This window comes from Roseibium sp. TrichSKD4, from assembly GCF_000148725.1.
Taxonomy (GTDB): domain Bacteria; phylum Pseudomonadota; class Alphaproteobacteria; order Rhizobiales; family Stappiaceae; genus Roseibium.
Genome location: NZ_GL476320.1, coordinates 384,746 through 411,371, shown reverse-complemented (window position 1 = coordinate 411,371; position 26,626 = coordinate 384,746). Strand labels below are relative to the sequence as shown.

Below are 26,626 nucleotides of genomic sequence, written 5' to 3'. Positions count from 1 at the left end.
TTGGCGGGGATTGGCGGGAATGGAAAGGGAAAATCGGCGGACGACAAGAAGAAAGAGGGAAAAGAATTTTGGATAAATCTCTCAACCGACTGCCCCCAAATCTACACGGGAATAGATCGGCTTCTCCCAACCTCACCTTCCCTTTCTAAAATATATTCTTATATTTATTTATGCATGCGAAATTTACATTAATCGCCCCAGGTTATTCTAACCTGCTCCATGATTTTTACATTATCACTAAACGCACTTATACTTGAGATATACGGTTCGCCCCCATCAACATTAACGTAGTTAAAATAAAATCTTGTAAAGTACGGATAATCACCAGCGTCTTGAGGTAAGCTGAAGCATGGCGGTGACACCAATGAGTCGTCCTCCATATAGTCATAATAATGTAGAGAGTCGCGAACCAAGTCATCCCCTCCACACAACAGTTTGATCAACTCAATAGTGCCTAAGCCACTGACGTAGTTGGTCGCTTGCGAGCTACTCGGTGGATAGTTATGCCCATCTGGAAATTGTGCTCTTACATGATGATTCCATCTAAAAAATGGAAAATCGTAGTCTTCGAACAACCTGTCTCCTGATACAGAAATACCTTCTACGTTTCTAAATTCACCATCTTTACTGTAAAATGTGACTACAGAGACGTTTCCAAGATCGAAGCTAGCGAAGTATAGATCCCCGCGCTTATTGTAATCCTCTTCCAGCCATGCGTTAGAAACAGACTGCTTCATGATTTCAGCCCTGTAAAGTTCGTGCAAACTCAAAATATGCTTGAACTCGTCGCCTGCGGGTTGGGCCCATACTCTATCAGGACGAAAAGCTGGGCCCATCAACTCTTCTGCGACTTCGTACGCTGAAGAGAAGTTATCTAAGTACGTGCGTAGCTTACATCTCTCAATTTTGAATATCCCGAAATTCTCAGCTGCGGATACAAACCAACTTTTGCAGCTTATATTACCTTGTGCGAAATAAAACAGAACCGCTGCGGTTATCGACAACATCCCAACCAAAGCAACAATAGACTGCCAAATTTCAGCTAAGCTATTTATTCTTCTTAACATAGAAACTCCCCACTGATTGTCAGGATAATGGCAAATTGTCTTCAAATCTGCTCTTATTCAAATGACATAAGCGAAATTTACGAGGGTCGGCACCGCGCTTCCAATTAGTTGACACCAGTGTTACCTCCGGACCTGCCATGCCTTACTCCCACCTAAGTTAGACCGTTGAAACTAAACGTCTAGAAGCTTAGGCTAGCTCGCTATTCACCCCTGCTCCACTCCTTGAACCTCGCCTCACCTGCAAAAGACATAACGTAACTGTTTGTTTAGCTTAAAATAGGACGGCTCGTAATGGGATCAGGTCAGCTCAACAGCGTTCCTTCTCACTGAAGACGATTGTCTGCCGGAAACTTTGGACCTTGAAACCATTGACATAATGTCGGTGGCAACGCTGTCCTCCAGCACCTTGCGATCTCCTGGACCGGTGCCGGATCACGTCCTAGCCTTTGAGGCTGGTGCTTTAGAGGACGCTGCAATGCGCTTCGGACGAACATATGAAACGCTCAATACGGGGTCTCCTCAGCCGCTGCTCGATTGGGCAAAAGATACCGGCGCCCAGCAAATCGTGATGCCCTATACCCCGCGCGGACCGCTGAAGGACTGGATGGATACGGTGCAAACACAACTCGAAGACAATACCCTTGCCTTGTGCGAAATCCGTCGCCCCTGGGACGACACGATCTGGCGGCACGCCACCGCTGGCTTTTTCAAGGTGAAGAAGGAAATCCCGAACATACTTGCTCGACTGGAGATCGCATGACCAGACCTATTCGGATCGGCATCATTGGTGCCGGCATGACAGGCCTCGCCTGTGCGCGAAAGCTCGCCGATGCCGGGCACGAACCGCTGCTTCTCGACAAGGGACGCGGCATTGGTGGACGCCTTGCAACGCGCCGGGCAGAAAACGATCTTCAGTTCGATCATGGTGCGCAGTACATCACCGCAAAAACTGATGGCTTTCAGCGCCTTCTCGCAGAGTTGACGGCAAATTGCGCGGCGAGCGAATGGCACATGGGCGACCGAACCGGGGTCGTTGGCACTCCTTCGATGAACGCCCTTGCCAAGGCATTAGCTGATGGGCTGACCATCCGTCGCCAAACTCAGGTGACGTCAGTGATGGAAACTGGCTCCACTTGGTCCGTCAGCACTGGCGATGGCACGCTGGAGTTTGATCGGTTGATCATCACCGCCCCTGCCCCGCAAACCATGGCTCTCCTGGGCAATGATCACCCGCTCTCCAAGCAGATAGCCCACGTCTCACTGCTACCCTGCTGGACCCTCATGGTGGCCTTTGACAAGGCCCCCGCCCTTGCAGCCACATATCACGACCCGGACGCGCCGCTTGCCTGGATCGCACAAGAGAGCACCAAACCCGGACGCGCCAACAAAAACACATTTGTCGCCCAAGCCAGTCCTTACTGGAGCCAAATCCACCTTGAACTGGACAAACCGGCTGCAACTGACCTTATGCTGACAGAGCTTTGCAAGGTCTGGGCCTCGATCGGGCCAATGTGGTCCACGCCGATGCGCACCGCTGGCGCTACGCCAAAGTCGACACCCCTCTGGGCGCGCCTTTCCTTGCCAACGCGTCGGAGACCCTGTTCCTGGGCGGTGACTGGTGCATCGGCGCCCGCGTGGAAGCGGCATGGCAAAGCGGAACCAGCACTGCAGAGAAGTTGTTGGAGCAAGTGTGAGGCGGTTGGTCTTCGACAATGAAAAACGCTTTGACGGAACGGTGAACCGCGCACCCCTCCACCTCGTCATTGCAGGACTTGACGCGTTTCGTTTTGAGCAATCCATCCCGCGGTTTGTCCGCACGCTTTATTGGCCGTGGCTTGATCGCGGTATGGATCCCGGATCGCGCTGTGCTTGTCCGGGATGACGGTCGGAGCAAGCGGTAAATTACCGGTGACTAGCATTAGGCAGGAGAGCAAAAGTACCTCGACGCTCGCAATAGTGCCGTCCCGGACAAGCGTAGCTTGATCCGGGAGCTTCTCATCGACAGCTCTTGTCCCAGAAATCAACGAGGTCCCGGCTCAAAGCCGGGACGGCGCAAAATCCGAGGCAAACGTTTTAGCCCCGAACGCAAAAAAGGCGCCCTATTGAGCACCTTTTTCAGTATTTGATTCAGCTACTTGGTCCAAATTCCTCAGTCCGCGAGGGGAACCTTCGGGACGAGACTTTTCTTCGGGGAGCTGCCGCCGTTGTCGCCGCCGTCGTCATCCGGTTTGGAAGACTTCGGGGCAGCAGTCTTGGCGGTGGCTGTCTTGCGGCGGCGCTTTGGTTTGGCCTTTGCAGCTGCCTTCGCCTTTGGCTTCTTCGGTGGCTCTTTCCGTTCTTCCACGCTTTCCAGAAGCAGACCGGCTTCGTCCTCAGAGACAGACACCTTGACCGTGCCGCCCTTTTGCAACTTGCCGAACAGCACCTCGTCGGCGAGAGGCCGCTTGATGTGCTCCTGAATGACGCGGCCCAATGGACGAGCGCCCATCTGGTTGTCATACCCTTTGTCGGCGAGCCACTTGGTGGCCGCGTCTGTCAACTCGAACGTGACGCCACGCTCGGACAGTTGGGCCTCAAGCTGCATGACGAATTTCTCGACCACCTTGTAAACCACCTCAATCGGCAGATTGCCAAACGCGATGATGGCATCAAGACGGTTGCGGAACTCCGGCGTGAAAAGCTTGTTGATCGCTTCCTGATCGTCCCCTTCCCGCTTTACGCGGTTGAAGCCAATGGGAGCCTTGGCCATGTCGGCTGCGCCCGCATTGGTGGTCATGATCAGGATGACATTGCGGAAATCGACCTGCTTGCCATTGTGGTCGGTCAGCTTGCCGTGGTCCATCACCTGCAGAAGGATGTTGTAAAGGTCCGGGTGGGCCTTTTCGATTTCATCCAGAAGCAGGACACAGTGCGGGTGCTGATCAACACCATCGGTGAGCAGACCGCCCTGATCAAACCCGACATAGCCAGGAGGCGCGCCGATGAGCCGGGACACAGTGTGCCGTTCCATATATTCCGACATGTCAAAGCGGATCAGTTCGACACCCAGTGACGAGGCCAGTTGCCGCGCCACTTCCGTCTTGCCGACGCCGGTCGGGCCAGAGAACAGATAGCTGCCGATTGGTTTGTCCGGCTCGCGCAAGCCAGCGCGGGCCAGCTTGATGGCGGAGGCCAACGTATCGATGGCATCGTTTTGACCATAGACCACGCGCTTGAGTTCCGCGCTCAGGCTGGAGAGCACTTCCGCATCATCCTTGGAGACGGATTTCGGCGGAATGCGCGCCATTGTGGCGATGGTGTTCTCGATTTCCTTCACGCCAATGGTCTTGCGACGGCGTGCTTCCGGAACAAGCATCTGGGATGCCCCGGTTTCATCCAGGACATCGATGGCTTTGTCCGGCAGTTTACGGTCGGAGATGTATTTCGCCGACAACTCAACCGCCGTCTTGATCGCATCATTGGTGTAGCGAACCTTGTGGAAGTCCTCAAAGTAAGGCTTCAAGCCCTTCAGAATGTCGATGGCATCCGGAATAGTTGGTTCGTTGACGTCGATTTTCTGGAACCGGCGCACCAAGGCCCGATCCTTTTCGAAGAATTGGCGGTATTCCTTGTAGGTCGTTGACCCGATGCAACGGATGGTTCCAGCTGCCAAAGCCGGTTTCAGAAGGTTTGACGCATCCATGGCCCCGCCGGAGGTTGCCCCCGCGCCAATGACCGTGTGGATTTCGTCGATGAACATCACCGCGCCATCGAATTCCTCGATTTCCTTGACCACCTGCTTCAGGCGTTCCTCGAAATCACCGCGGTAGCGCGTGCCTGCCAGAAGCGAACCCATATCGAGCGAGAAGATGGTGTTGCCCTTGAGAACATCCGGCACATCTTCGTTGACGATGCGCAGGGCAAGACCTTCAGCAATGGCCGTCTTGCCGACACCGGGATCACCCACAAACAGCGGGTTGTTCTTGGACCGGCGGCACAGAATCTGGATGGTCCGGGAAATTTCTGTATCCCGACCAATCAACGGATCGACCTTGCCGTCCGCAGCCTTCTTGTTGAGGTTCACGCAATAAGCTTCAAGAGCATCGGTTTTTGAACCGGCCTTCTTCTCACCGCCGCCTTGAGCGTTACCAGAAACGGCTTCTTCATCCTCCACGCCGTCAACTGGGCGGGTTTCGGAAAGACCCGGGCGTTTGGCAATTCCGTGCGAGATATAGTTCACCGCGTCGTAGCGGGTCATGTCCTGATCCTGCAGGAAGTAAGCCGCATGGCTCTCACGCTCGGCGAAAATCGCCACCAGAACATTGGCACCGGTCACTTCTTCGCGTCCAGAGGACTGAACGTGAATGACGGCGCGTTGAATGACGCGCTGGAACCCGGCGGTCGGCTTGGAATCCTCATCGGAATCCGTGACCAGGTTCTCCAGCTCATTTTCGATATAGTCGACCAGGTTTCGCCGGATCACATCCAGATCAACATTGCAGGCGCGCATGACTGCGGCTGCATCCTGATCATCAAGCAGGGCCAGCAACAGGTGCTCCAGTGTGGCGTATTCCTGCTCGCGCTCATTGGCAAAGGCCAGAGCCTGATGGAGGGCTTTTTCGAGACTGCGTGAAAATGATGGCACGTGCTAGTTCCCTCACTTCTTTTCCATGACGCACTGCAGCGGATGCTGGTGCTTTCGGGCGAAGTCCATAACCTGAGTCACTTTGGTTTCTGCTACTTCATAGGAATATATCCCGCATTCGCCGACGCCATGATGGTGAACATGCAGCATGATGTGCGTCGCTTCTTCCCTATTCTTCTGGAAAAAACTCTCCACAACATGAATAACAAACTCCATGGGCGTGTAGTCGTCGTTCAAAAGCAGCACCCGATACAGATTTGGGCGCTTGGTTTTCGGTTTGGTCCTGGTAACAACGACCGCGCCGGAATCTCCGTCATCGTCGCCATAATCAGCCCCAGCTGCCATATTGTCGCCTATACCCTTTGCTCAACGGACAGGAGCAGCATTCCCGGGTCGGGACGGCCGCACCTACTGGTTACTAGCCCTGCATTCGACGGTACCATGGTTTGACCAAAGCGCCATCTGCAGATTTTTACGAGTCTGCCGCGATGCGTCCCCGAGTGCAATGGGGGAAACGGCCCGGTTTCGCGTGTTTGCCCACTGCCCGTCGTTTTCCACTATGAACGGTTATGTAGGTTGATCAAAAATAATTAAAAGGTCCAAAGTTCAGTGCGCTAACAGCAGTTGCTGTGCGGGCTTTCCGCTCATCACGAGTGCGGCAGCAGAACCTCAGGAAAACTGTGAACAGCGCAAAATAAAAGCCCGGCTTCAAAAAAGCCGGGCCTGCAACGATCCAGTTGGATTCGTTTGGAAGTGCTTACTTGCCGAATTTGCCGAATGCGCTTTCGTAAGGCTTGTAAGCTTCCTTGGACATGTCGGTGACAATTTCGCCGATCTTTGTCATTTCGCCAACAAAGCCTTCGTAGGCAGTTTTTGCATATTCTGTCTGAGCTTCAACAGCCTTGTCGAGAGACTTGGAAGCAACGAGCTTTTCGACAGCAGCAGTGCCTTCTTCGAAGGACTTCTTCTGGTATTCAGCAACTTCGGTTGCGAGAGCTTGGAAGCCCTTGCTGAAAGAACCGAAAGATTCCATGGCCAGTTCCATGTTTTCCTTGCTTGCTTTTTGAATGTCTTCGAAACTGTTCATCATTTCCAGTGTCCCTGTCTTCAACCACGAGACCGGGGAGAGCGCCGCTCATCTCCCGACCTTATTAAACATCAGCACAGGGAATATCGTGCAATGCACAAATTTTGTCAATCAAACTTTCGCAGTGCAACATAAATATTTCCGCAAAGAGAGCGCCTCCCCTCTTCCAGCTTCAGAATATCGATTTCTCAATTCTGAAATTTGATATTTTCGAGAACTAGGCATTTTCACCCTTGGGAAACCACGATACACATCAGCAATAGAGATAATTTTCAAAATATAATATTCAACTATACTAGCTATCGTGATTACATTTACTTCACTATTTCAAATAACAGAATATTTACACTTCATTAACCCTAATTATTTCTAGAATTTTTTTCCGCAATAACGCCTCATTATTTACTCATTCGTAACCGAGAATCCATCAAATGAACTCAAGAAATTTACGGGTTTCATGGGTTCGGCCCCAACGGCCATAGAAGCTGTCAACGCAGCCTCTGAAACCGCAAGAGACAAAATACGTGCCCCAGAATGGGATTGAGTACTGTGTTTGGTAAGCGTTTCAAATCAATCTCCCGCCATGTTCGCATTGTCGGGTCTGCCCTGTTGATTGCCGGCATGACCGCCGCAGGCACCGCGCCTGCTGCAGCAAATTCGAAATATGCCGGGATCGTCGTCGACGCAAAAACAGGCAAAACGCTATATGCAGATAGCGCAGACGCCTATCGCTACCCCGCCTCCCTGACAAAGATCATGACGCTCTACATCGTTTTTGAAGAGCTTGAGGCTGGCCGCTTGTCCCTGAACTCCAAGTTCAAGGTCTCAAAGAACGCTTCTAAAGAACCGCCATCAAAAATCGGCCTTAGACCGGGACAGACCATCAAGGTCAAGGACGCTATTCTCGCGCTGGTCACGAAGTCCGCAAACGACGTTGCAACAACCGTTGCCGAGAACATCGCTGGCTCGGAAGCGAAATTCGCAAAGCGGATGACAAACACCGCTCGCCAACTCGGCATGAAGCGGACGACCTTCCGCAATGCGCATGGTCTGCCAAACTCCCGGCAACGCACGACGGCACGGGATATGTCCCGTCTCGGCATCGCCATTCAGGAACGGTTTCCGAAGTACTACAAATACTTCAACACTCGGGTCTATTCCTACAAGGGTCGCCGGTATGGCAACCACAACAAGCTGTTGGGTCGCGTCAAAGGTGTTGACGGCATCAAGACCGGCTATATCCGAGCTTCCGGTTTCAATCTTGTTACCTCTGTAAACCGCAACGGTCGTCACATTGTTGCTGTTGTCATGGGGGGCCGCACTGGCGCATCCCGTAATCGGCACATGACCAACCTGATCGGCCGTTATCTTCACAAGGCAAGCAAAGGTCGCAAATCTGCGCCGCTCGTTGCCAAGGTCAAGCGTCAGCCTGCGTTTGTCGCTGCTTCCATGAAGAATGTCCCGATGCCAAACGGCAAACCGGGCTCCAAGACGATCAAGACGTCTCCAGTTCTGGCGCTTGCATCAGCAACACCTAAATCAAACGTTCCGTTCCCGATCAACGCGTCCGCTCCGGTTCCGCCGAAGCCGGTTGATGGCGGAAGCCGATTTGACCAGGCCTTTGCAGCAGCAGCCCTTCCCCCGGTTCCGGTTTCTGCGCCTGAGCGCAAGACCACAACGGCCTCGATCAAGACTGTCTCGACCACGTCCATCAAGGTTGAAGCAGACGACAGCAGCGACGACGTTGTCACTGTTGCAACGAACAACACCAAGGTTCAAGAGCCAACCTGGCAGGTCCAGATTGCGGCAACTGAGTCTGAAAGCGCCGCCATCAAAATGTTGAAGAAGGCGTCGAAAGCAACCGGATCTGCCCTCAAAAAGCGTGTTCCTTACACCGAGCCGGTCGATTCCAATGGTCAAACCCTTTACCGCGCCCGTTTCGTTGGTTTTGAAACCAAAACGGCCGCCTGGAATGCATGTAAGTCCCTGAAGCGGGCCAAGTTCCGCTGCTATGCCATCTATCAGTAATGCGTAACGGATGTCGTCAATGTCTTCTGAGAAGAGTGTCTTTAGCCTCGTTGAGTTTCGACGCGAGGAACGTGGAACCGCCACTGTCGGGATGAACGGCCTTCATAAGCCGTCTGTGCGCCGATCTGATTTCCGCTTCCCCGGCGCCGGGCGAAAGCCCCAGGATCTCGTAGGCCTCCTCATTTGTCATGGGTCCCGCGCTCGGAGGAGCTCCATGCCCCTCTGTTCCATCCGCCTCGAAGTCTTCACGCCATCTGGCAAACCGGCGGTCGAAATAAGCTTCGATTAAGGCCTGACTTTGGTTGTCGGCCTGTGTTTCCAGCCAAAGCTCCTTCAATTCCATCGGGGTAAGGGATTCCAAATCTCTGCCCTGAAAATGCCCTGCCAAAACATGGCCGCGCATTTCTCCGCTGTCATGATCCAGCTCCATCTCCAGCATTGCAGAGCGAACGGTGGATTTCTGTCCGCCAGATGGTTGGGCCCTTTGCGACGCCCACCCCGCCCCTAGCATGGACAAGGCAAATGCCCCAACGGGCAAAGCGAGCGCAAAACGTCCGGTTACACCGAGAAACAGTGCTCCAAGCAAAAGCGCGCCCCCAACACTGAATTTCAGTTGTCTGGCCAACACAGCCGGATTGGCGTTTACAAACCCGCGCGCTGCCGCAAGCAGCAGCACCAGAACCAAAATACCCAAAAGCAGATAGACCATCCGGTCGTTTTACCTCAATTGTTGCAACAACAAGCGCGCGCCCTTGCCGCCTGACTTTTCAAGGGCCTGCAAAGCCTTTCGACCGCCCGCTGCATAAGTGGCAACGGCCTTTAAAAGGTCCGCCAGCTGGCGAGCAGATCCGTTGTCAAATCGGCAAAACGCGCCATTGGTCAGGCGTGCGATCTCGCGAAAAGCCGTTTCCGCTGCCGGGTCCCGCCCTTCTTGAAAACAAAACGCTGGAACGCCCAGCAAGCCCAGCTCGCCCGCCTTGTGGCACAGGTCATCGACATTTTCTTCCATGCAATCGCCGATATAGACCAACGCCTGCACCTTGCCCGTCCGGGCTTCCTTGAGCCCCGCGCTCAACACCTTTCCGATTTGCGTTCGCCCACCCTGGCAGGAAATCCGCCCCATCACCTTGGCAAGCTCCGCCCCATTGCGAAACCATCTGGAGGCGCGACATTCATCAAATCCCCGGAAATAGACCAATTTGATCTGCAATCCGCTGATCCGGTCGGCCTCTCGAAACATTTCCGACTGGATATGGCAGGCCTGATCCCAAGTCGGTTGTCGGCTCATCGTCGCATCCAGCGCAAAAATCAGCCGGCCATCCCCTTCCGTCGGGCTGGGTATTTCAGATGCCTTTGAGAGAAACGCATCAATTTCCGAGGAACTAGAGCGAACTTCTGTGACAGCTGCTCCCCGACTTTTCTTTGAGATTGGCGTGTCACCAACCATTTCTTTCGCCCTTTGGTTCGAACTGTGTCTCATACTGAAAATTGGAGAGCTGGGTTTCAAAAAGCAAGAGACTGATAACCCCCATACACACTACATACTTGTAATTTCCACCCCTCCTCCACCTCTCACAATCCTCAATATATACTTTTTCTATATTCTGAATTCTTTTTTCGGTCGTTTATATCGAAAATACGTTCCTTACCTGTAGTTGGTCACATCGGAGTGACTTCACAAATCGTGTCCGTAACCACGACTATCCCCGAGGAACGTTCAATGAAATATGCAGGTTTCACCACTTTCACGACTGAACAAAATGGCGGTGTCCTAACGGTCACTTTCGATTTCGGATCGGTAAATGTTCAGGGGCAGGAAATGCTGGCCGACTTGAACAGCTTAGCAATGCGACTGGAGCGTGATCGCAACACGAAAGTTGTGGTCTTTCAGTCTGCCAATCCGGAAATCTGGGTCTGTCACTACGACACCGAACTTTTGAAAGACATGTCGACCGAAGCCGTGTCGCGTGAAGAAGCGCAATTGCTTGATCTTCAGGCTGTTTGTGAGCGGATCAGCAAGGTACCTCAGGCCACAATTGCGAAGCTGGAGGGATTCGCGCGTGGCGGAGGTCATGAACTTGCTCTGGCGCTCGACATGCGCTTTGCGGCGCGCGGCAAGTACAAATTCATGCAGATGGAAGTCGGTATGGGCATCCTGCCCTGCGGCGGCGGAGCCTCTCGGATGGCTCGTCAGACCAGCCTTGGCAAAGCTCTGGAAATCATCTTGAGCGCACAGGACTATGATGCTGACGATGCAGAACGCTTGGGCACGATCAACAAGGCCTTGGACCCCGACGAAATCGGGCCTTATGTTGACGCCCTAGCGAACCGCATTGCCCAATTCCCGGCGGAATCCATAAACGCTTGCAAAAAGGCAGTGTATGAGTCCATCGACAAACCAATCGATGACGCCTTGAATGCGGAAGCATATTGGCTCTATCAGGCGACCAGTAAAACACCTGCGATCAAACGTTTCACCATCGCGGATGAACAACGGCTGGAACACGACATCGAAAACCAACGCAACTGGGGCGATCTGGTGATGAAAGTTCAAGAGATCAACTAAGATCTTCCGCTTCGTTAAAAAGCCGAGCTCACGAAGCTCGGCTTCTTTTGATCAAAGGAGGCAGAGTTCTGTGAGGTCTCGGCGCATGGCGTCGGGCATGGCTGCTGCCTCCGCCGCATTTTTGATGTCTCTGGGCGCATCATCCGCCTTCAGGTAACGCCAGCCCTGAAACGGCCGTTTTGGCTGATACTGGGTCAGGATAATCCGCGGCTCCAGAATCAGGTCGCAGCGTTTGACCCCGGCGTTGTCGGTGAAGGGCCGGATATCCAAAAGGTTCTGACGACACTGGATTTTACCCTTGATCACCCAATAAAGGGACCCTTTATCCAGCAGCTCATCCTTTCGGGTCGGCACCATACGGGTCGTGTGGTTCTGGACGAACTCAACACCGGCGGAATGCGCCTGCTCCTTGCGGAAGTCGATCCACGCCTGCAAGCTCTCCACGCTGTCCGCGCCCACACATAATTTCACCAAATGAAGCGTCATGCTTCTTCATCTAGCACTGCGCCGCCCGGTTTCAAATGCACCGCGTTTGGGCTGGTACCTTTTGCACAGGTCTTGCAGGTCGTCTGCTTGCGCTCCACTCGGGAAAGAGTTTCTGTCACTACATGGAAGTATTTTTGACAGGTGGTTCGGGCACCATAGGGCAAGCGGTTGTTTCTCATTTGTTGGAAGATGGCTGCAAGGTCATTGCCCTGTCCAGATCAGAGCAATCTGCGGACAAACTCAGGCATCTGGGCGCAACCGTATTCCCGGGCGACCTCACATGCCCGGAGGAATGGACGCAGCGCGCGGTATCTTGCGAGGCGCTTGTGCATCTGGGCGCAACCTTTGCCCCTGACATGGGTGCCGTTGACCGTGCGGCGATGTTCGCGATCCGAAAAGCTGCTCGCGGCAAGGCCCGCCCTTTAAAAATCATCTACACAGGTGGGATTTGGCTCTATCCTGCGGCCTCAGACCGGTATCCCTTGAAGGAAACAACAGCCCACGCCCCGCTGCCGCCCTTTGCGCAAATGTCTGAGACAATTCGCAGTCTTATCACAAGTGTGGAGCTGCAGGTTTCCGTTATTCACCCGGCCCTTGTGTGCAGCGCAGAAACCGGCCCTGTAGCCGATCTGGCAAATGCAGCATTGGCGGGCAGTCCGTTCAAGACTCGCGCAACACTGCAAACCTGCTGGCCCCTTGTTGAAGTCAGCGATTTGGCACGCCTCTATTCTACCGTTTTGAGGCGTCAGGGATTTCGGTTGAATGTGTTTGGTGCAGGCCACCCCGGACTGCCAGTTGGTGAACTGGTTGATGCGGTTAACCAGGAATTGGAAACGGACCTGATACTTCAGACGGAAGCCGCTCCAGAGGACATTCCGCCTACAGCCGACTGGATGGCTGGATATGGTCGCTCGCAAGTCTTGAACACCGAGCGATCAGAGAAACTTTCTGGTTGGTCTCCTGAGCACAAAACGGCGGAAACCCTTGTCAGAGCCGTGCTTCAGGTCTGACAATCAACGCCACCAAAATTGACGTAACGTCATTATCTCTATTCCAGAAACGAAAAAAGCGCGACCGATGTCGCGCTTCTGATGTCTGCAAGTCGCTATAAATTTACTGAGCGACTGCGACTGCCTGTTGTGCTGTATCAACGTCATTGAAAAGAACAACCAATGCCAAGGCTGCAGTCACAGCAACCACGGTCCAGATTGTTACGCCCCAACAGGACTTTTGTACGTTTTCATCCATAAAACAGGAAACCTCTTTTGATGAACGGCTACGCAGCGGGGTGCCCCAATTGCGGCCTCATTGAGGCGAGGAGGTAAAGGAATGATTACGATTTCGCAAGCGCAAAATATGGGGCCCTGAATAGCCCTGTGTGCAGGGCTCGATTTATGGGGATTAAATCAACTATTTAGGGTATTAAATTGCCACTCGAAAAAATTCGGATAGCGGCTCCTCCAGTTACCCCGTGTCCGAATGATGACAAAATTTGGGCACTTGATGTTTGACGCACTCTCCCTTGCCGACATGCTCTCAGTGACGTGGTTTTTGTTTGCCTGGTTCGGCTTTAATCTGCTGATAGACATAAGCCCGTTTCACAAGAAGTCTCTGTCTCACGCCATGGATCAGCACCGAAGACAGTGGATGATGGCCATGGCCAGCCGTGAAGTGCGCATCATGGATACGGCAATCATGGGCGGCCTGCAGCAAGGAACTGCCTTCTTTGCATCAATGTCCCTGCTCGCAATAGGTGGCAGCTTTGCGCTTCTTGATTCGCCCGACACAATTCAACGGGTGGCTGGCGACCTCTCCATACCGGTTGAGATGAGCCGGACATTATGGGAACTGAAGGTTCTTGGCCTCGGGGTCATCTTTGCCTATGCGTTTTTCAAGTTTGGCTGGGCCTACCGACTATTCAACTACGCCAGCATCGTTATGGGGTCCGTCCCTGAACATGGCACAAAACCGGAAGAAGACCTCAGATACATTGCGAGTAAAGCTGCTGACCTCAATGTTCTGGCTGGACGCCATTTCAACAGGGGGCAGCGCGCTTTTTTCTTTGCAATTGCGTTTCTTGGCTGGTTTGCCGGCCCTGCGGTCTTTGCCTGCACAACACTTGCCGTCTTGCTCCGGCGTCAGTTCCTGTCGAGAGCTCGGGCCGCTGCCCTCTTCGGACAAAGGGTGATCCCGCCCTCAGACACACCGTCTGGCAAATAGACAACATCAAGGCAGACATGGCCCTTTGGGGCACTAATCAAGCTCAATTCGCCTTTGGAGATGGAAACAGCGCTGTGCTGCGGCCGGTCGCGTAATAGGCAACCAGACCGATCCACTCCTTCACGGCCACATCCGTTCGTTTCAAGCCTTCTGCAAGCCCGACAAACCACCGGCCAGCATCTTGCGGGCCTCGGGTGCGCTGATCGACCGGATATGGAACGATGCCTGTCCAGCCAGCCGCTTCAAACACACCGACGGAGCGTGGCATGTGATAAGCAGATGTCACCAAAAGCCAGCGCTGTCCTTCTATCGGCTCCAACTGCTCTTTGGTCAGGGTCGCGTTTTCCCAGGTGTTGCGCGCCTGATCCTCCAAGATGATCCGCTCACGCTCAATGCCGAAAGACAGAAACAGCGGCAGAACGCCTTCTGCTTCCGAAGTCCCGGAACCAAGCAACAGCCCTTCACCGCCGGAGTGAATGACCTCGGCTTTCGGATGCTCTCTGGCAAGCTGCGCGACAACCGTTACCCGCTCTGCCGCGGTGTTGATGGAAGTCAACAGGCGCGTGTTGGTCACAACCGTATCAATCGCTCCGCCCAACACGATAATCCCGTCGATCTGCCCCACGTCCTCAGGCGTTTGAAAGCGGTCTTCCAGAGGCTGCATCAAGATGTTGCCCAGCGGCCCAAGTCCAAAAGCGAAAAAGCCCAGAAAGGACAGCAGCACCAGCCCGCGTCCCAACTTCTGGCGCTTTCCGAATAAGAAAAACACGCCGACACCCAACAAGATCAGTAGAAAATTGGATGGGCGAATGATGAAAAAGATCACCTTGGACAACAGAAAAAACAAATCAGGACTCCGAACCGTAGAACTTCAACGGTCTTGTTGCGGCAGACATTGGCGAAAGCATGGTCGCGTTGGATAGGGCAGAAAACAAAAAACACCGGCCAGTTAGGTCTGACCGGTGTTTGAAATGCTAATCAGCTGGCTGGATTTAGCCGATTTCGCTGGCGTTCGTCACGACCTTGCCAACCAGACCGTATTCAATGCCCTCTTCCGGGCTCATCCAATAGTCGCGATCGGTGTCTTTTTCGATCCGCTCTATCGGCTGGCCGGTGGCATCTGCGAAGATCTGGTTGAGGCGATCCCGCATCTTGATGATCTCTTTGGCCTGGATCTCGATATCCGTTGCCATGCCGCCAGCACCACCGGACGGTTGGTGCAACAGGAAGCGGGTGTTCTGGGTGCAATAGCGCTGTTCCTTGGGAACAGACACATAGATCAGTGCGCCAGCACTTGCGACCCAGCCCATGCCAAGAATGCGAACTTCCGGGGACACAAACTTGATCGTGTCGTGGATCATGTCGCCAGATTCAACGTGGCCACCCGGAGACGAAACGATGACCGTGATCGGATCGTTCGACACTTGCGCCAGAGCCAGCAAACGGGAACACACGTCCCGGGCAAGTTCCTGCGTGATCGGGCCGGTGATCAAAACGGTCCGGGCTTCGAACAGGTGCTTGTCGACCGGCACGGATTGCGGGGTCTTTGTCTTGTCGTCCTCGTCGTCATCGAGGCGGGCGGGCACCGGTGTTGTATAGTCTTTCATGCGCAGGAAAAACTCCATTGACTTTTTATGAGTGCCGGAGGGACCGGCAAATCAGTACCTGTCCCCATGTGTAGGCGATGATGGCACGGCTCGCAAATGAAGAAACCCTCTTAGCCGCAAAAGAGTTACCAGCCCGCCAACAATGACGTAAACTTTCACAGGTTATTTAGCGGACTTGCCTGATGAAGAAAGCTTCTCTTCCTTTTTCCCGACAAAAAAGTGCCAGGCAATCATCATTGCGAAAGGCAAGGCCGGCCAAACAAACCACAATTCAGACAAACCACTGGTCAGAAGATTTAACCCGAAGAAAAAGCCGATCATGAAGATTGACGACCGGATGTTACGCGGTTGACGCGCAACCCACGCCCGTGCCTGATCGAAACCGTTACGCGCCTTGGCCAAATCGGGATCGCCAACCGTCTCAGCCTGTCGAGGCTCATTCTCGGCCTTGTTATTGTCCGGCACCGTCTCCGGTTCATTTCGCCCGCCGAGGCGCACCGCATAGGTTTCCACCGGCTCGGAGACATTCTTGACGGTTTGCAAGCCACGCGGATCAAAGCCTATGGCGAGCTTGTTTCGCACCTGATCATAGACAGACTGGGACAGCATGATACCGCCGGTCGGCGCCAGTTCCTGAAGACGGGCAGCCACATTCACACCGTCGCCATAGATGTCGTCCCCCTCAACCATAAGGTCACCGAGGTTGAGGCCAATGCGGAATTCCATTTTTTCACTGTCGGGCAGGTCCGCATTGCGGTGGGACAGTTCGGTCTGGATTTCGATTGCGCATTGCACAGCCTCGATCACGGAGCCAAACTCGATGATGACCGCATCGCCCCATGTGTTGACGATCCGGCCATCGTGGCGCTCGGTCAGCGCGGACATGACATCGCGATAGGCCTTGAGACGGTTCAAGGTCCCGTCTTCATCCTGCTCCATCAGCTTTGAATAATGCGCGACATCCGCACACATGACCGCTGCGAGGCGCCGTTTGGCCCGTTGCATATCCCTGCCCTTTGCTCCGTGTTCTTTAGGAATGGGAATGATCGGTCTCAATTGCAACGTTTGAGGCACAAATGGGGATAATTCCTTGTGAAATTTTTTAGAATGCCCCCTATTGGGTGCCAGCCTCTGCCGCCAAATCTTCCAGCACCTGAATAGCTTTGTCAGCATCCGTCTCGGCAATAAAAATGTGATCGTGATAGTAGCCCGCGATCACATTTGCCGAAATACCCGCCTCGCCCAGCGCAGTTGAAAAGGCGGCGGTCAGACCGACGGCTTCCAGGGCCGAGTGTATTTGTAGCGTGATGCGTTTGAACTGGGGTAAGCCTGTCTGACCCAGCGCTTCTGCGGCCTTTGGCGTCAGGATCGCGGTCAGCCCTTCTGCTTCGCGAAACAGCCCGACCGGATCATGCGCGGCAAGATCGGCCATCGACGTCTTTTCGAAGGTGCAAAAGACATAGGGTTGCGCGTCAAGCTCGGGACGCATGCCGGAAATCAGCTTTTGTAGATTTGTTTCGCCTGCCACCAATTGCTCCTTACGCCCTTTCAGGACGCCGTTGGCTCCCAAACCTCATCGACATAAGTTGCTTCTTCATCTCCCGGCCACGGCGGCATGGAGATGCAGATGAACTTCAGGGGTGTGGTTCCGGTGCAGCGATACTGGAAAGCTGTGCCAACCGGAATATCAATCGATACGCCAGCGACGAGATCCACTGTTTCTTCAGCGTCCCCGTTCTTGCGCCAGATCTGCCCTTCCCCTTCCAGAACATGCCAGAATTCGCTGACAGTGCTGTGCCGGGTCGCCCGGTTGATTTGGCCGGGTGGCACTGTTGAATGGATCATGTTCCCGGTTGGGCCATCCATGATGAAACGGATATCGGCGCCTGCGGGTGATTTAGCGTCGGCCTTCGGTCCCAACTGCGTGGTTTTCATTCTGCTGCCTTTCCAATGGACAGCGCCATATTGCAAAGAATCTCGAACATGATCGAGACGCCGAGATAGGCCGTTGCGCCGCTTTGGTCGAAGGGCGGTGAGACTTCGACCATATCCGCACCAACGATGTTTACACCGTCCAGCATCCGGGCCACCTGCAACGCCTGATAGGAATTCGGACCACCAACTTCCGGCGTACCCGTTCCCGGCGCATAGGCGGGGTCGACGAAATCAATGTCATAGGAAACGTAGGTTTCGCCTGTTCCGGCAATTTCCTTCGCCTCAACCATGACGTCTTCCGGGCCGCGCGCATGAAATTCCTCGATGGGGATCACGCGAATGCCAACGGAATCGGCAAAATCACGATCTTCATCGTCATAGGCCGTGCCGCGAATGCCGATCTGCACCACGCGTTTTGGATCAAGAAGCCCCTCCTCCACGGCGCGGCGGAACGGTGTTCCGTGGGTGTACATCATGCCGCCGAAATAGCTGTGAAAGAGATCCGTATGACTGTCGAAGTGGATCATGCCGAGCGGCTTGTTCTGGGCAAGCGCTCGCAAGATCGGCAGGGAACACAGATGATCGCCTCCGGCGGTCAGCGGGCGAATACTCTTTTGCACCAAGCGTTCATAACAGGCCGTGATCCGCGCCAAGCTGTCTTTCAGGCTTGCTGGGTTCGGCCCAACGTCGCCCAAATCCGCACAGTTGACCATTTCGAATGGGCGAATGCCTGTTGCGCCATTTTGGGCCCTGATCATCGTCGAGGCATCGCGAAGTTGACGCGGCGCATGGCGCGGTCCCGGCCTGTTCGTCGTGCCCGCATCCCACGGTGTTCCAACCAGCCCAATCTGAACATCTCCAATCCGCTCGTGCTCCAAGGGCACATGCGGCAGGCGCATGAACGTCGGCACACCGGCAAACCGTGGCAGCTCAAACCCCGATATTGGATGGAAAAACGGATCGGACACAAAACACTCCTGAAATCTGACGAGGAAACAAGTGGCGCTACCCTAGCCAGTTCCTCTGCCTGCTTCCAGAAGCGGTTGGCGAAATGCCGTTGAAATCACGCGGCCTGCTGCAACTCGGCCAACAGCTCTTCCAAAATGGCCATGCCAGCTGCCCAACCTTTGTCCGCGCCAGAAATGGCACCAGCGAAACAGGTTATCTCTGCGTCGGTCGCCTCATGCGGCACCCAGGTCAGTTTCATGACAGTCTCGCGGCCAACCTCTTCGAAGGTAACCGTTGTCAAAAGCACGCGCGGCCAGTCGGGCATCATAGGATTGGCGGTGACTTCCCATTTGTCATTGGCGGAGGCCATCAGGCAAACCAGCTTCGACGGCTCGTCTACCTCGACATATTCCGTGCGCTTGATAGCCCGAGTCGCTGCCCATTTTCATTTCGTTGAGCCAAAAACCGCCTGGGCGCACATCCAGTTCATGAATGATTGTCTCGACATTGGGCCCATACCAACGCACCAAAAGCTCCGGGTCCGTCCAGGTTCTCCAGACCAGCTCACGCAGAGCCTTAAAAGCCCGCTCCAGTAGATATGTCGGCAATTCGCTCATGTTTTAGTATCCTCCCCTTTGGTCTTTTCCTGCCCCTGCTGCAAATCCTCCAGCAGTGCGTCGAGCTGATCGAAACTGCCCGACCAGAATTTTCGAAATTCTTCCAACCACGCGACCGCGTCCGCCATTGGGCCCGCCTTCAGGCGCGCAGGCCTTTTCGTGCGGTTGATGCCGCGCTCAATCAGTCCTGACTTTTCCAGCACCTTGAGATGCTTGGAGATGGCGGGTTGGCTGATCTGGAACGGCTCAGCAAGCTCATTGACCGTCGCCTCCCCTTGCGCCAACCGTGTCAGGATCGCTCGACGCGTCGGGTCACTCAGCGCCGCAAACACAGCGTCCAGATTAGCGCTAGTATCTTCATAACCAATTATTTCCATAACTTTAAGGTTATATAATGAATACGATCTGTCAAGCGGATATGGCGCACCTGCGATTGGGCATTACGAAGATTTAATGATGCAACAGTGGCCGAGCGTATCCCCGCCTGCTTTACTTAGAGGAACGCTACATCATGAGGGGGAACAAGTTATGCGCAAAAGCACGATGGTTATGAGCATTTTGCTGGCAACGGCCACGGCATTTTCAGCTGATGCTAGCGAAACTGGCCACAAACATTCCACACAGCCCTATGCCGGTTTTGAAAGCCGCCAGATCAAGAGCCTGTCCGACAGTGATTTGAAGCAGTTGCGTGAGGGCTCTGGCTGGGGCTTGGCGCTGCCTGCCGAGCTCAATGGTCGTCCCGGCCCAGCGCACCTTCTTGAACTCAAGGACCAGCTTCAGTTGACGCCTGAGCAAGTTACCAAAATCGAGGGGCTTCATGCCGATATGAAGCGTGAAGCAATCGCCGCTGGAGAGCGTTTCATTTCTGCCGAGCGCGCGCTAAGCATCGCATTTGAGACGCCCGATCTGGATAATGCACAGCTGGAAGTCCTTTTGAAGGAAGCAGGGGACGCTCGTGCAGCGCTCCGCCTTGTTCACCTGAAGCGCCACATTGACACCCCGCCCCTTTTGACCGCACACCAGATCCAGCGCTATCAAGTCCGCCCTGAACAACGTCTAAGCCATTGATGTTGCGCGTGGCCGAAGCAATACGCAAATATTCGATTTGACCGGTTTGGGGATGGGGTTTGTGATCCAGAGCAGCAAAATGATCAGTGCATTGAGGATCAGACGCAGGTTATGACCGGCTGCGGCCAGCAGGGCGTTGATGGCATCGCCATTTTTGCCATTGAGGAAGTTCCGGTCAAGTCGTCCATCTGTTTTCATGTGGCCGATGGTGGCCTCGATCGCTGATCGTCGTTTCAGCTCACGCTTCATCTGTGCCGTCAGCCCGCGCTTCTGGCCGGAGATCATGACCTTGGCGTCGCCCTCATAATCATGCCCCCGATAGCCACGGTCCACATAGACACGCTCAGCTTTGGTGCCGCAGACTTTCTCAGCCTGACTGATGGTGTCATTCAAGGTGTGCCCATCATAGGGATTGCCCTCAAAAGCCCTCGCCGCAAGAACCAATCCTTCCCGATTGGTCGTGGCAATGCCAACCTTGGCCCCGAACTCGTAAGGTGTTCGCGCCTTGCCCTTGGCAATACAGGCCACTTCCGGCGCATGCATGGAATAAATCTTGTTTTTGTCCTTGGGGGTCTGGGCCAGAAGCCGCTCCACCAGTCCCAGCAGACGGGAGAACCGGTGCTCAAGACCTTCGTTGCCTGCGATCTTGCGGGAGATGTCGCGATAGACCCGGCCCAGATAGGTCTTCAGCTTTTTGAGTTCCCGGCGCATCCGCTTGAACTGTTTGGCATGGGCATAACGGCCCGCCATCAAGGCCGCCTTTTTGGCAACTCTGGTATGGCTGCGACGCAAGATGATGCCGGCCCTCTTGGCCTGGCGCACCAGAAGCTGCAAGGCCTTGTGATAAAGACGGCTATCGGTGGGATGGGCAATGGCTTTGGGTTGAACGGTCGTATCAACCAAGACCCGCTCAAGGCTGCTCTTCTTGATCGTCCCGCTCTCAATCGCAACACCTACCGTAGCAGAAAGAAGCTTTTCCATTCCCTCAGGACCAATCCGTTTGCGCCAGCGGGTCATGGTTGAGGGATCAATGGGGAATTGGTGCTGGAAAAACTCAAAACCGCAGAAAGACTGCCAGTAGGGGTTTTCAACCCAACGCTCAACCGTCTCTTCATCGGAAAGATCGTACATGTGCTTGAGAAAGTGCAGCCCGGCCATCAGACGCGTTGGTTTGGCCGGTCGTCCCAAGGGGCGATAATGCCTGCCGAACTCCGCATCAAATTCATCCCAAGGCATCAGACCAGACAGCCGCACCAACGAATGGTTCATATCGATGATTGCGGCCAGGCGTTCCTTGAACAGATCGCCACACCGTTTGTTGCGTTTTGAAGGTCTCATGAGAATATGCCAGAAAATGCGTGCTTCGGATCAACTAACCGGCATATTCACACATCCAAAACCCAATGGGTATCCATACTCTTCAATCAGTTAAGGGGTTTTTCAGCGCGAACTATCAAGTCCTGCGCGGCTATACGTCTGACCCGTGCACCAACATCCCCGACGGCCATGACGCCGAGATGTGGAAGAAGCACAATGGCTGCGGGTGAGTTTAGCTGAATGGTATGTGAGGTCCCGGCTCGGAGGCCGGGACGGCACAATGCGAATTCATGTATATGCGCCGCCCCGGACTTGATCCGGGGCCTGCTACTCGAAGTTAAAACATATACGATCTTGGCCTCGAAAGGTCCCGACATTAAGGTCGAGACCTCGGGGCGCAGCAATTATTTTTAACTATTAGTATTGAGGTATCAGGTGATCGAAAATCCAAACTTTGACGATGTTCCCATTTCTTCGATTGAACATTATTTGGATCAGTCGGGAAAACTCCTTGAAATCGTGACCCAGCGACCGGATGCAGCGGACCTTCTCGCTGTACAACTTGCTCCCGACACGTTTGACACTGGATTTCACCTAGCGGTGGCCATTCAATTTGCGGCAAGAGCGGTATGCATACCCGGCGGTGCAACAGTCCCTGAAATCATTGAGCCTTACTCAATTACCAGCCTTCATGCTTTACACCGAGAAGTCCTTGAAGCGCTCGACAATGCCCCCTCAATCCACTGGACTTCAAAAGTAAGTCATGTTGCTGGTAACGCTCATTTGACGCAAACAACTGCTGACTATGTTCTAAGATTTGCCTTTCCGAACATGCTGTTTCACCTTTCCCAAGCCTATGCAGGTCTCCGTCTTTCCGGTTTACCAATAGGCAAAGCAGACTTTGATGGTCTTCATGAATATTGAAATTCGAATTCGCTTGAAAGCGTCGGAAGAGCTTCTTTAGGCCGGCATGCCGTTTTGAAAAAATCTGGCTCTTATCCGCCTGCAGGAGAACCTAAGGCAGTCACATACGACGAGGTCCCAGCTCGGGGGTCGGGACGGCACAGAGAACGCCAAACCCTCTGCCAGCCGCCGCCCCGGACTTGATCCGGGGCCTATTGCGATCAATGGCGCGCCAAGGATGCACGACAGTTCCCTCTCCCAGTAGGAGAGGGTTAGGGTGAGGGACTGAAATGCGGCGTGTCCCTTGAGACATCACTTCCCCTCACCCGGCGCGTTGCGCCGACCTATCCCCATGGGAGAGGTGAATGAGATCGCTCCTCAGGATCAGAAATGAGCAACAAAACCAAGTTTTCCACGGTGCCGCCGCGCACTTGATGTGGGGTCTGTTTGCCCCAATCCCATTTATTGAAATCGCTTGACCTCGATAAAGTCCCGGCTCGGGGACCGGTACGGCAGAGCGGATGGGTAAGGGCACCCATCTCCTAGGTCGTCATCCCGGCCAAACGCAGTGTGAGCCGGGATCGGAGAGCCCCGAACGACAGAGCATGAGCTTCCAACCACGATCCGGGCTCACCGATCCCGCGTCAAGCGCGGGATGACGATGCAAACGCTGGTGGATTGTGGCTCGCAAAAAGGGGCCGCGCGGGCCCCTTCTCTTAACACGGATTATTGCCTCAAGCCGTCTTGTTGAAAATTTCGCGACCGATGAGCATGCGGCGGATTTCGGAGGTTCCCGCGCCGATTTCATAGAGCTTGGCATCGCGCAGAAGGCGACCAGTCGGGTATTCGTTGATGTAGCCGTTGCCACCGAGAAGCTGGATGGCATCGAGGGTCATCTTGGTCGCGTTTTCAGCCGCATAAAGGATCGCACCAGCAGCGTCCTCGCGGGTGGTCTCGCCCCGGTCACAGGCCTGCGCGACTGCATAGACATAGGCTTTTGAGGCGTTCATGGAGACATACATGTCCGCGACCTTGCCCTGAACCAGCTGGAACGTGCCGATGGACTGGCCGAACTGCTTGCGCTCGTGAATGTATGGGATCACCACATCCATAGCCGCCTGCATGATGCCAACCGCACCTGCAGCCAGAACCGCCCGCTCATAGTCGAGACCGGACATGAGGACATTCACGCCCCTGCCGACTTCGCCAAGCACGTTTTCTGCCGGCACTTCACAATCCTGGAATACCAGCTCGCCAGTTTCCGACCCGCGCATGCCCAGCTTGTCGAGCTTTTGGGCAACGGAAAAGCCCTTGAAGTCCTTCTCTACGAGGAAGGCGGTGATGCCTTTCGGGCCAGCGTCAGGATCTGTCTTGGCATAGATGATCAGCGTGTCTGCTGTCGGACCGTTGGTGATCCACATCTTGTTACCGTTCAGGATGTAGCGATCACCCTTCTTCTCGGCCTTCAGCTTCATGGAGACAACGTCTGACCCCGCGCCCGGCTCGGACATGGCCAGCGCACCCAGATGCTCGCCGGTGACCAGCTTGGAAAGATAGCGCTTCTTCTGGTCTTCATTGCCCCAGCGCCGCAGCTGGTTCACACACAAGTTCGAGTGCGCGCCATAGGACAGGCCAATCGATGCCGATGCCCGGCTGACTTCTTCCATGGCGATGCAATGTTCGAGATAGCCAAGGCCGGCCCCGCCCCACTCTTCTTCCACCGTGATGCCATGCAAGCCCATGTCGCCCATTTCCGGCCAGAGTTCGCGTGGGAACCAGTCCTCACGGTCGATCTTTTCGGCCAGCGGCGCAATGCGGTCCTGCGAGAACGAGCGCACGCTGTCGCGCAGCATGTCGGCAGTCTCGCCAAGATTGAAGTTGAACGCAGGAAAATCGTTGCGGATCATGATGCCTCCTTCACCGGCGCTTTGGTGCGGTCGTAATAGACATAGGTTGATAGGTTTCCGATATGGTCATAAAGCTGACGCGCGCGGGCGTTGTCGCCGTTGGTGTGCCAATAAACGTTGCCGGATGCGTCGGGACGCGCATCGGCTGCGGCATAAACAGCTTCGATCAGTTTGCGACCTGCGCCTGTTCCCCGCGTTTCATCGCTCACGAACAGGTCTTCCAGATAGCATTTCAGCTCGCTCGACCAGGTGCTCGGATGGAAAAGATAGTGCACGAAGCCCACCACCTTGCCATCCAGAACAGCAACCAGACCATTGTGCCCTTCTTCGCTAAGAAGTCGCTCGAACAAGGTGTCCGTCACGTTGGCTGGAACGCTGGTGTGATAAAATGCAAGATAGTCTTGCCAGAGCGCTTCCCACTGGGCGCGATCTCCGGCCTCAATCTGCCGAATGGCAGCTTGTCCCATGAATTCAGTCCTTTATTCCCTCAACACTCATCAAAGTGAAAAGGCCTGTTGAAATATGTACGTCACCTGTCTCCGAGACGCCGAAAACATCGGCCTTGGCGATGGTGAGGGTTCGACCGGGCTTCACCACCCGACCGCGCGCCACGATGCGGTTTTGCCTTGCCGGGTTCAAAAGGTTGATCTTGTATTCGGTGGTCAACACGCCGAAGCCGTCGGCAAACAGGGTCAACGCCGCATAGCCTGCTGCGCTGTCGGTGACCGAAGATGTGGCTCCGGCATGGAAATACCCATGTTGTTGGGTGACTTCCGGTCTGAGATCAAGCTCGATATCGACCGCGCCCGGCGCAACATGCGTCAAGCGCGCGCCAAGATGCTCCATAAACTTCTGAGCGGCGAAGCTGCTGCGAACACGCGCCTCCCAATCCGCACTGCGGACTTCAAACATCATGCGTCACCATCCTTGCCAAAGGTTCCGCCGATTTCGGCCATGCGCGCCCGCGCGCCCTCTTCAACTTCCTCCAGTTCGGCAAGGGTCAGTTCAATGTCCCGTTGCTTTTCCACGAGTTCGGCCCGGCGGTTGGCAATCTTCTGCATCAACAGGCGCAGCTGACCTTCTTCGCCCGGAGCTGTGCCGTACATCTCAATCATTTCACTGATTTCCGCCAGCGAAAACCCAAGGCGTTTGCCGCGCAGGATCAGCTTCAAACGCGTCCGGTCGGCAGGCCGATAGAGACGTTGACGGCCACGACGCTGCGGCGTCAACATGCCTTGCGCTTCATAGAACCGAAGCGTGCGCGTCGTGATGTCGAATTCCTGCGTAAGCTGGGTGATTGTGTATAGCCGCTGCATGCCAACTCCCTGTTGGCGGCGACATTCAACTCTTTTTACGTTTTAGTCAATCAAATTGTTTTTTAATAATATTTTCAATTGTGTAACTATTTCAAAAACTGATCCAATTTTCGATTTCCCGCCAAAACGTTCAAATCAACATTGCCATCAATCCCGTCAATCGCACCTTGCTGGTGGAACTGCCAGAACAGCCAATCTCGCACATAGTCGGGGGAGTGCCACAAGGACCGCGCCCAGACCTGCCGGTTCAGCCCCTGCCCCTTGATGTAGGCCGCGTGGAAATCATCTGGCACATAAAACACGACTTGCCGGCCCAGCGCAGCCTCAACAGTTTGCACAAAGTCGGTCACCTCCCGTAGAACCTCGTCCACCGAGGGTTTGCGGGCGCAATTGCCTTCAAATTCCAGATCAAGAACCGGTGGCAGCATCTTCTCCGACTTCGGCAAGACGGAGAGGTAATTCAGGGCCTGCTTTTCACCGGGGGAACAGAAACTGAAGAAGTGGTAGGCCCCGCGTGCCAATCCGGCCTGTCCGGCTTCCCGCCAATTCGTCGAGAATGACTTGTCCTGAAAATCCTGTCCTTCGGTTGCTTTCATATAGACAAAGGTCACGTCATCGGCGGCGACCAGCGGCCAATCAATCTCGCCCTGATGATGGGATACATCAATGCCGCGAAATGGGTGCGTTGAGCGATCAGGTTCCCAGGACATGAAAAAGAAGGTCACTCCAGCCAGACACAGAACACCGCCCAGAACAACGTAAAGAATGAACCGAAAAATCGAAAAAAGAAATCGCATTGCTCTGACCGCCGAAGGGAAGTTGGCGCAGCCTAGGCTGTGTGGATGGATTGGAGATGTATTTCGCCGGGAAATGCAGTGCTCAAGACAAGGCGAAACTGGCGAAGGCGATGTGGTACATCGCTGAGCCAGC

General features: G+C 54.4%; 30 protein-coding genes and 1 pseudogene. 9 read left to right on the top strand and 22 right to left on the bottom strand.

Annotation, left to right across the window (positions count from 1 at the left end; genetic code table 11):
- Positions 1 to 188: 188 nt before the first annotated feature.
- The gene (locus TRICHSKD4_RS22685; RefSeq protein ID WP_009469324.1) at positions 189 to 1,067 is read right to left on the bottom strand and encodes a hypothetical protein; all 879 of its coding nucleotides are present in this window, start codon (positions 1,065 to 1,067) and stop codon (positions 189 to 191) included.
- A 376-nt stretch (positions 1,068 to 1,443) separates the two neighbouring features.
- Here TRICHSKD4_RS22685 and TRICHSKD4_RS22680 point away from each other — a divergent pair, with 376 nt between their 5' ends.
- The 3 genes from TRICHSKD4_RS22680 to TRICHSKD4_RS30380 are packed head-to-tail and all read left to right on the top strand — an operon-like array spanning position 1,444 to position 2,949.
- The gene (locus tag TRICHSKD4_RS22680) at positions 1,444 to 1,827 is read left to right on the top strand and encodes a hypothetical protein (protein WP_009469323.1); all 384 of its coding nucleotides are present in this window, start codon (positions 1,444 to 1,446) and stop codon (positions 1,825 to 1,827) included.
- The gene (locus TRICHSKD4_RS31830; RefSeq protein ID WP_009469322.1) at positions 1,824 to 2,783 is read left to right on the top strand and encodes an NAD(P)/FAD-dependent oxidoreductase; all 960 of its coding nucleotides are present in this window, start codon (positions 1,824 to 1,826) and stop codon (positions 2,781 to 2,783) included. Before TRICHSKD4_RS22680 ends, TRICHSKD4_RS31830 begins: the two co-directional genes overlap by 4 nt.
- Positions 2,758 to 2,949 carry a hypothetical protein gene (locus tag TRICHSKD4_RS30380; protein ID WP_139052257.1) on the top strand — a complete coding sequence of 64 codons (192 nt, stop codon included), beginning with the start codon at positions 2,758 to 2,760 and terminating at the stop codon, positions 2,947 to 2,949. Before TRICHSKD4_RS31830 ends, TRICHSKD4_RS30380 begins: the two co-directional genes overlap by 26 nt.
- A 267-nt stretch (positions 2,950 to 3,216) precedes the next feature.
- Here TRICHSKD4_RS30380 and clpA read toward each other — a convergent pair whose 3' ends face one another.
- The 3 genes from clpA to TRICHSKD4_RS22655 form a co-directional block, all read right to left on the bottom strand.
- Positions 3,217 to 5,691: an ATP-dependent Clp protease ATP-binding subunit ClpA gene (gene clpA / locus TRICHSKD4_RS22665; RefSeq protein WP_009469320.1), complete on the bottom strand. Its 2,475-nt coding sequence runs from the start codon at positions 5,689 to 5,691 to the stop codon at positions 3,217 to 3,219.
- Between the two features lie 12 nt (positions 5,692 to 5,703).
- A complete protein-coding gene (clpS, locus tag TRICHSKD4_RS22660; RefSeq protein WP_009469319.1) occupies positions 5,704 to 6,036 on the bottom strand; it encodes an ATP-dependent Clp protease adapter ClpS in 333 nt (110 codons plus the stop codon).
- Positions 6,037 to 6,448: 412 nt separating this feature from the next.
- Positions 6,449 to 6,781 (bottom strand): phasin family protein, encoded by a 333-nt coding sequence (locus TRICHSKD4_RS22655; RefSeq protein WP_009469317.1) that lies wholly within the window; start codon positions 6,779 to 6,781, stop codon positions 6,449 to 6,451.
- Between the two features lie 531 nt (positions 6,782 to 7,312).
- Between TRICHSKD4_RS22655 and TRICHSKD4_RS22650 the strand changes: the two genes are divergently transcribed.
- Positions 7,313 to 8,806 (top strand): D-alanyl-D-alanine carboxypeptidase, encoded by a 1,494-nt coding sequence (locus tag TRICHSKD4_RS22650; protein ID WP_040617349.1) that lies wholly within the window; start codon positions 7,313 to 7,315, stop codon positions 8,804 to 8,806.
- Between the two features lie 16 nt (positions 8,807 to 8,822).
- Here TRICHSKD4_RS22650 and TRICHSKD4_RS22645 read toward each other — a convergent pair whose 3' ends face one another.
- A complete protein-coding gene (locus TRICHSKD4_RS22645) occupies positions 8,823 to 9,515 on the bottom strand; it encodes a DnaJ domain-containing protein (RefSeq protein ID WP_009469314.1) in 693 nt (230 codons plus the stop codon).
- A 9-nt stretch (positions 9,516 to 9,524) separates the two neighbouring features.
- Positions 9,525 to 10,253, bottom strand: coding sequence for a hypothetical protein (locus TRICHSKD4_RS22640; protein WP_009469313.1), 729 nt, complete (start codon positions 10,251 to 10,253; stop codon positions 9,525 to 9,527).
- A 273-nt stretch (positions 10,254 to 10,526) separates the two neighbouring features.
- On the opposite strand from TRICHSKD4_RS22640, the gene TRICHSKD4_RS22635 reads away from it, so the two are divergent.
- A complete protein-coding gene (locus TRICHSKD4_RS22635; protein ID WP_009469312.1) occupies positions 10,527 to 11,372 on the top strand; it encodes an enoyl-CoA hydratase/isomerase family protein in 846 nt (281 codons plus the stop codon).
- Positions 11,373 to 11,423: 51 nt separating this feature from the next.
- On the opposite strand, the gene TRICHSKD4_RS22630 is transcribed toward TRICHSKD4_RS22635, so the two are convergent.
- The gene (locus TRICHSKD4_RS22630) at positions 11,424 to 11,858 is read right to left on the bottom strand and encodes a DUF1489 family protein (RefSeq protein WP_009469311.1); all 435 of its coding nucleotides are present in this window, start codon (positions 11,856 to 11,858) and stop codon (positions 11,424 to 11,426) included.
- 122 nt (positions 11,859 to 11,980) lie between these two features.
- On the opposite strand from TRICHSKD4_RS22630, the gene TRICHSKD4_RS22625 reads away from it, so the two are divergent.
- Entirely contained in the window at positions 11,981 to 12,868 is an 888-nt protein-coding gene (locus tag TRICHSKD4_RS22625; RefSeq protein ID WP_040617348.1) for an SDR family NAD(P)-dependent oxidoreductase, read from the top strand.
- 103 nt (positions 12,869 to 12,971) lie between these two features.
- Here TRICHSKD4_RS22625 and TRICHSKD4_RS32070 read toward each other — a convergent pair whose 3' ends face one another.
- Positions 12,972 to 13,106, bottom strand: coding sequence for a hypothetical protein (locus tag TRICHSKD4_RS32070; RefSeq protein WP_009469308.1), 135 nt, complete (start codon positions 13,104 to 13,106; stop codon positions 12,972 to 12,974).
- Between the two features lie 255 nt (positions 13,107 to 13,361).
- On the opposite strand from TRICHSKD4_RS32070, the gene TRICHSKD4_RS22620 reads away from it, so the two are divergent.
- The gene (locus TRICHSKD4_RS22620; protein WP_040617492.1) at positions 13,362 to 14,078 is read left to right on the top strand and encodes a DUF599 domain-containing protein; all 717 of its coding nucleotides are present in this window, start codon (positions 13,362 to 13,364) and stop codon (positions 14,076 to 14,078) included.
- A 43-nt stretch (positions 14,079 to 14,121) separates the two neighbouring features.
- Here TRICHSKD4_RS22620 and TRICHSKD4_RS22615 read toward each other — a convergent pair whose 3' ends face one another.
- From TRICHSKD4_RS22615 to TRICHSKD4_RS22575, 8 genes and pseudogenes are all read right to left on the bottom strand, one after another.
- On the bottom strand, positions 14,122 to 14,925 hold the full coding sequence (locus tag TRICHSKD4_RS22615; RefSeq protein ID WP_009469306.1) for a YdcF family protein: 804 nt from the start codon (positions 14,923 to 14,925) through the stop codon (positions 14,122 to 14,124).
- 145 nt (positions 14,926 to 15,070) lie between these two features.
- Positions 15,071 to 15,685 (bottom strand): ATP-dependent Clp protease proteolytic subunit, encoded by a 615-nt coding sequence (locus TRICHSKD4_RS22610; protein WP_050763541.1) that lies wholly within the window; start codon positions 15,683 to 15,685, stop codon positions 15,071 to 15,073.
- Positions 15,686 to 15,847: 162 nt separating this feature from the next.
- Entirely contained in the window at positions 15,848 to 16,690 is an 843-nt protein-coding gene (locus tag TRICHSKD4_RS22605) for an adenylate/guanylate cyclase domain-containing protein (RefSeq protein WP_009469304.1), read from the bottom strand.
- 109 nt (positions 16,691 to 16,799) lie between these two features.
- A complete protein-coding gene (locus tag TRICHSKD4_RS22600) occupies positions 16,800 to 17,213 on the bottom strand; it encodes an ACT domain-containing protein (protein ID WP_009469303.1) in 414 nt (137 codons plus the stop codon).
- Between the two features lie 20 nt (positions 17,214 to 17,233).
- On the bottom strand, positions 17,234 to 17,620 hold the full coding sequence (locus TRICHSKD4_RS22595; RefSeq protein ID WP_009469302.1) for a cupin domain-containing protein: 387 nt from the start codon (positions 17,618 to 17,620) through the stop codon (positions 17,234 to 17,236).
- Positions 17,617 to 18,588: an agmatinase gene (speB, locus tag TRICHSKD4_RS22590; protein WP_009469301.1), complete on the bottom strand. Its 972-nt coding sequence runs from the start codon at positions 18,586 to 18,588 to the stop codon at positions 17,617 to 17,619. Before speB ends, TRICHSKD4_RS22595 begins: the two co-directional genes overlap by 4 nt.
- Before the next feature lie 95 nt (positions 18,589 to 18,683).
- Positions 18,684 to 19,185, bottom strand: a pseudogene (locus TRICHSKD4_RS32460) (SRPBCC domain-containing protein).
- Positions 19,182 to 19,562, bottom strand: coding sequence for a helix-turn-helix transcriptional regulator (locus tag TRICHSKD4_RS22575; protein ID WP_009469297.1), 381 nt, complete (start codon positions 19,560 to 19,562; stop codon positions 19,182 to 19,184). The pseudogene TRICHSKD4_RS32460 and the gene TRICHSKD4_RS22575 overlap by 4 nt, the downstream one beginning before the upstream one ends.
- Before the next feature lie 151 nt (positions 19,563 to 19,713).
- Here TRICHSKD4_RS22575 and TRICHSKD4_RS22570 point away from each other — a divergent pair, with 151 nt between their 5' ends.
- On the top strand, positions 19,714 to 20,253 hold the full coding sequence (locus tag TRICHSKD4_RS22570) for a Spy/CpxP family protein refolding chaperone (protein WP_009469296.1): 540 nt from the start codon (positions 19,714 to 19,716) through the stop codon (positions 20,251 to 20,253).
- Here TRICHSKD4_RS22570 and TRICHSKD4_RS22565 read toward each other — a convergent pair.
- Positions 20,242 to 21,591 carry an IS5 family transposase gene (locus TRICHSKD4_RS22565; RefSeq protein ID WP_009465529.1) on the bottom strand — a complete coding sequence of 450 codons (1,350 nt, stop codon included), beginning with the start codon at positions 21,589 to 21,591 and terminating at the stop codon, positions 20,242 to 20,244. The two genes, TRICHSKD4_RS22570 and TRICHSKD4_RS22565, sit on opposite strands and share 12 nt — an antisense overlap.
- Before the next feature lie 414 nt (positions 21,592 to 22,005).
- Between TRICHSKD4_RS22565 and TRICHSKD4_RS22555 the strand changes: the two genes are divergently transcribed.
- A complete protein-coding gene (locus tag TRICHSKD4_RS22555; protein ID WP_009469294.1) occupies positions 22,006 to 22,494 on the top strand; it encodes a DUF1993 family protein in 489 nt (162 codons plus the stop codon).
- Between the two features lie 713 nt (positions 22,495 to 23,207).
- On the opposite strand, the gene TRICHSKD4_RS22550 is transcribed toward TRICHSKD4_RS22555, so the two are convergent.
- From TRICHSKD4_RS22550 to TRICHSKD4_RS22530, 5 genes are all read right to left on the bottom strand, one after another.
- Positions 23,208 to 24,380: an isovaleryl-CoA dehydrogenase gene (locus tag TRICHSKD4_RS22550; RefSeq protein WP_009469293.1), complete on the bottom strand. Its 1,173-nt coding sequence runs from the start codon at positions 24,378 to 24,380 to the stop codon at positions 23,208 to 23,210.
- The gene (locus tag TRICHSKD4_RS22545) at positions 24,377 to 24,847 is read right to left on the bottom strand and encodes a GNAT family N-acetyltransferase (protein WP_009469292.1); all 471 of its coding nucleotides are present in this window, start codon (positions 24,845 to 24,847) and stop codon (positions 24,377 to 24,379) included. The genes TRICHSKD4_RS22550 and TRICHSKD4_RS22545 overlap by 4 nt, the downstream gene beginning before the upstream one ends.
- A 4-nt stretch (positions 24,848 to 24,851) precedes the next feature.
- The gene (locus tag TRICHSKD4_RS22540) at positions 24,852 to 25,295 is read right to left on the bottom strand and encodes a PaaI family thioesterase (protein WP_009469291.1); all 444 of its coding nucleotides are present in this window, start codon (positions 25,293 to 25,295) and stop codon (positions 24,852 to 24,854) included.
- A complete protein-coding gene (locus TRICHSKD4_RS22535; protein WP_009469290.1) occupies positions 25,292 to 25,696 on the bottom strand; it encodes a MerR family DNA-binding transcriptional regulator in 405 nt (134 codons plus the stop codon). The genes TRICHSKD4_RS22540 and TRICHSKD4_RS22535 overlap by 4 nt, the downstream gene beginning before the upstream one ends.
- Before the next feature lie 86 nt (positions 25,697 to 25,782).
- On the bottom strand, positions 25,783 to 26,493 hold the full coding sequence (locus TRICHSKD4_RS22530) for a GH25 family lysozyme (protein ID WP_009469289.1): 711 nt from the start codon (positions 26,491 to 26,493) through the stop codon (positions 25,783 to 25,785).
- Positions 26,494 to 26,626 lie beyond the last annotated feature (133 nt).

Coding starts and splice junctions, on each gene's coding strand:
- TRICHSKD4_RS22575 (WP_009469297.1), bottom strand. CDS start 19,562: ATGGAAATAATTGGTTATGAAGATACTAGCGCTAATCTGGACGCTGTG.
- TRICHSKD4_RS22680 (WP_009469323.1), top strand. CDS start 1,444: ATGTCGGTGGCAACGCTGTCCTCCAGCACCTTGCGATCTCCTGGACCG.
- TRICHSKD4_RS22655 (WP_009469317.1), bottom strand. CDS start 6,781: ATGATGAACAGTTTCGAAGACATTCAAAAAGCAAGCAAGGAAAACATG.
- clpS (WP_009469319.1), bottom strand. CDS start 6,036: ATGGCAGCTGGGGCTGATTATGGCGACGATGACGGAGATTCCGGCGCG.
- TRICHSKD4_RS22610 (WP_050763541.1), bottom strand. CDS start 15,685: ATGAAAGACTATACAACACCGGTGCCCGCCCGCCTCGATGACGACGAG.
- TRICHSKD4_RS22605 (WP_009469304.1), bottom strand. CDS start 16,690: ATGCAACGGGCCAAACGGCGCCTCGCAGCGGTCATGTGTGCGGATGTC.
- TRICHSKD4_RS22535 (WP_009469290.1), bottom strand. CDS start 25,696: ATGCAGCGGCTATACACAATCACCCAGCTTACGCAGGAATTCGACATC.
- TRICHSKD4_RS22540 (WP_009469291.1), bottom strand. CDS start 25,295: ATGATGTTTGAAGTCCGCAGTGCGGATTGGGAGGCGCGTGTTCGCAGC.
- TRICHSKD4_RS22595 (WP_009469302.1), bottom strand. CDS start 17,620: ATGAAAACCACGCAGTTGGGACCGAAGGCCGACGCTAAATCACCCGCA.
- TRICHSKD4_RS31830 (WP_009469322.1), top strand. CDS start 1,824: ATGACCAGACCTATTCGGATCGGCATCATTGGTGCCGGCATGACAGGC.
- TRICHSKD4_RS22635 (WP_009469312.1), top strand. CDS start 10,527: ATGAAATATGCAGGTTTCACCACTTTCACGACTGAACAAAATGGCGGT.
- TRICHSKD4_RS22550 (WP_009469293.1), bottom strand. CDS start 24,380: ATGATCCGCAACGATTTTCCTGCGTTCAACTTCAATCTTGGCGAGACT.
- TRICHSKD4_RS22650 (WP_040617349.1), top strand. CDS start 7,313: ATGGGATTGAGTACTGTGTTTGGTAAGCGTTTCAAATCAATCTCCCGC.
- TRICHSKD4_RS22645 (WP_009469314.1), bottom strand. CDS start 9,515: ATGGTCTATCTGCTTTTGGGTATTTTGGTTCTGGTGCTGCTGCTTGCG.
- TRICHSKD4_RS22630 (WP_009469311.1), bottom strand. CDS start 11,858: ATGACGCTTCATTTGGTGAAATTATGTGTGGGCGCGGACAGCGTGGAG.
- TRICHSKD4_RS22545 (WP_009469292.1), bottom strand. CDS start 24,847: ATGGGACAAGCTGCCATTCGGCAGATTGAGGCCGGAGATCGCGCCCAG.
- TRICHSKD4_RS32070 (WP_009469308.1), bottom strand. CDS start 13,106: ATGGATGAAAACGTACAAAAGTCCTGTTGGGGCGTAACAATCTGGACC.
- TRICHSKD4_RS22685 (WP_009469324.1), bottom strand. CDS start 1,067: ATGTTAAGAAGAATAAATAGCTTAGCTGAAATTTGGCAGTCTATTGTT.
- TRICHSKD4_RS22565 (WP_009465529.1), bottom strand. CDS start 21,591: ATGAGACCTTCAAAACGCAACAAACGGTGTGGCGATCTGTTCAAGGAA.
- TRICHSKD4_RS22570 (WP_009469296.1), top strand. CDS start 19,714: ATGCGCAAAAGCACGATGGTTATGAGCATTTTGCTGGCAACGGCCACG.
- TRICHSKD4_RS22530 (WP_009469289.1), bottom strand. CDS start 26,493: ATGCGATTTCTTTTTTCGATTTTTCGGTTCATTCTTTACGTTGTTCTG.
- TRICHSKD4_RS22625 (WP_040617348.1), top strand. CDS start 11,981: ATGGAAGTATTTTTGACAGGTGGTTCGGGCACCATAGGGCAAGCGGTT.
- TRICHSKD4_RS22620 (WP_040617492.1), top strand. CDS start 13,362: ATGTTTGACGCACTCTCCCTTGCCGACATGCTCTCAGTGACGTGGTTT.
- TRICHSKD4_RS22640 (WP_009469313.1), bottom strand. CDS start 10,253: ATGGTTGGTGACACGCCAATCTCAAAGAAAAGTCGGGGAGCAGCTGTC.